This is a genomic window from Streptomyces chilikensis, assembly GCF_001642695.1.
In the GTDB taxonomy this organism is placed as follows: Bacteria; Actinomycetota; Actinomycetes; order Streptomycetales; family Streptomycetaceae; genus Streptomyces; species Streptomyces chilikensis.
Genome location: NZ_LWCC02000005.1, coordinates 366,387 through 368,269 on the forward strand (window position 1 = coordinate 366,387; position 1,883 = coordinate 368,269).

General features: G+C 75.0%; 2 protein-coding genes. One reads left to right on the top strand and one right to left on the bottom strand.

All coding sequences use genetic code 11. The annotated features are described in order from the left end of the window. Positions 1–1,061 (bottom strand): uroporphyrinogen decarboxylase (gene hemE, locus A2U95_RS01795; protein ID WP_166024680.1); only part of this gene is annotated, 1,061 nt, incomplete at its 3' end. 159 nt (positions 1,062–1,220) lie between these two features. On the opposite strand from hemE, the gene A2U95_RS01800 reads away from it, so the two are divergent. Continuing rightward, on the top strand, positions 1,221–1,883 hold a 663-nt coding region (locus A2U95_RS01800; RefSeq protein ID WP_166020488.1), incomplete at its 3' end, for a DUF3000 domain-containing protein.

The following is a 1,883-nucleotide window of genomic DNA, read 5'->3' on the forward strand; positions in this document are numbered from 1 at the left end:
CGCGCCGTCTGCTCGTGGACGTACTCGGTGAGGCGGGTCAGCGCCCCCGGGTCCGTGGTCGGCAGCACGCCGTGGCCGAGGTTGAAGATGTGGCCCTCCAGGCCGGCGGCCGCGTCCAGCACCTCGCGCGTCTTGGTCTCCACGGCCTCGCGGGAGGAGAAGAGGACGGCCGGGTCCAGGTTGCCCTGGAGCGCCTTGCCCGGGCCCACCCGGCGGACCGCCTCGTCCAGCGGGACGCGCCAGTCGACGCCCACGACGTCCGCGCCCGCCTCGCCCATCAGGCCCAGCAGCTCGCCCGTGCCGACGCCGAAGTGGATCCGCGGCACGTCGTAGGGGGCCACCGCCTCGAACACCTTCTTCGAGGCCGGCATCACCGAGCGCCGGTAGTCGGCCGGGGCCAGCGCGCCCACCCAGGAGTCGAAGAGCTGCACGGCCGAGGCGCCGGCCTCGATCTGCACCTTGAGGAAGGCGGAGGTGATGCCGGCGAGGCGGTCCAGCAGGTCGGCCCAGAGCTCCGGGTCGCCGTACATCAGCGCCTTGGTGTGCTCGTGGTTCTTGGAGGGGCCGCCCTCGACCAGGTAGCTGGCCAGGGTGAACGGCGCGCCCGCGAAGCCGATCAGCGGCGTGGGGCCGAGCTCGGCGGTGAGCATCCGGATCGCCTCGGTGACGTAGGAGACGTCCTCGGGGGTCAGGTCGCGCAGCCGCTCCAGGTCGGCGCGGGAGCGGATCGGCTGCTCCACGACGGGACCGACGCCGGGCTTGATGTCCAGGTCCACGCCGATGGCCTTCAGCGGGACGACGATGTCGCTGAAGTAGATGGCCGCGTCGACCCCGTGCCGGCGGACCGGCTGCAGGGTGATCTCGGTGACCAGCTCGGGGCGCATGCACGACTCGAGCATCGGGATGCCCTCGCGCACCTTCAGGTACTCGGGCAGCGAGCGCCCGGCCTGCCGCATGAACCAGACCGGCGTGTGCGGCACCGGCTCTCGGCGGCACGCCTTGAGGAAGGCTGATTCGGCGACGGCGGGGTTCTCGGGCTTGTCAATGGCACTCACACGCAGAGTCTCCCATGTCCGCCCCGCCCGCCGGCGCCGAGTCCGCCGCCCCCGCCGGCGGATCGCGCAAACTTCCGGACCGTTCGCGGAGCGCGATCCGGACCGGGGCACGGCGCTGGGGTGTCCTTCCCGTCGCGGGGGCCCCGCGCCCCTTATCTTCTGCGCATGGCTGCGGCTCAGGGACGACTGACGGACGGTGCCGGCGGAGCGGGCGACGGGAAGGACGGGGAGCGGGAGCGGAATGCGGACGCCTTTGCGCCGCTGCCCTTCCGGGCCGCGGTCGACGCGTTGCGGGCGGCGCGGCCGAGGCCGCGCATCGCGCTCGAGCCGGTGGCGCCGCCGCGGCGGCTGGCGCCCCACGCGTACGCCCTGGAGGCGGCCGTGCTCGACGAGGACGGCGAGGAGCTCGCCGACGGGCGCCTGATCCTGCTCCACGACCCGGACGGGCACGACGCCTGGCGGGGCGCCTTCCGGCTGGTCACCCTGGTCCGCGCGGAGCTCCAGGAGCCGGAGATGGCGGCCGACCCGCTGCTCCCGGAGGTCTCCTGGTCCTGGCTGACCGGTGCGCTGGACGCCCGCGGCCTCGGCTACGAGGAGGCCGGCGGCACGGTCACCCGGGCGAGCTCCCACTACTTCGGGGCGCTGGAGGAACGGCCGGCCGCCTCGCAGATCGAGATCCGGGCCTCCTGGACCCCGCGCGAGGGGCTGGGCGGGGTCCCGGACACCGGGGGGCACCTCGCGGCCTGGTGCGACCTGCTGGCCCAGGTCACCGGTCTGCCGCCGGCCGGCCCGGCCGCCGAGGGCCCGCCGGCGGCGCCGACCGCGCCG